Origin of the sequence: Acinetobacter sp. ABJ_C5_2 (genome assembly GCF_044538485.1) — a bacterium.
In the GTDB taxonomy this organism is placed as follows: domain Bacteria; phylum Pseudomonadota; class Gammaproteobacteria; order Pseudomonadales; family Moraxellaceae; genus Acinetobacter; species Acinetobacter nosocomialis_A.
On the sequence record NZ_JBIUCS010000111.1, the window covers coordinates 1 to 279 of the forward strand.

The window sequence follows — 279 nt, forward strand, 5'->3', positions numbered from 1 at the left end:
CACTGACAGGTTATGCAGGTGATGACCTGTTAGATGGTGGAGAAGGTAAGAACATCTTAAACGGTGGTGATGGCAATGACACGTTGATTACAGGTTCAGGCAATGATGTACTGAATGGTGATAACGGCAATGACACATTGAATGGCGGTGCTGGCAATGACACGTTGAATGGCGGTGCTGGTCAGGATACCTTGATTGGTGGCAGTGGTAACGATGTCATGACAGGTGGTGATTATGAGAAAGATATTTATATCTTCCAGTCAGGTCATGGGCAGGACA

General features: G+C 46.2%; 1 protein-coding gene. It reads left to right on the forward strand.

What is annotated here, in order from left to right; genetic code table 11:
- Positions 1 to 279, forward strand: a 279-nt coding sequence (locus tag ACH8JV_RS19600) for a calcium-binding protein (RefSeq protein ID WP_396523324.1), incomplete at both ends; no start/stop codon positions are given.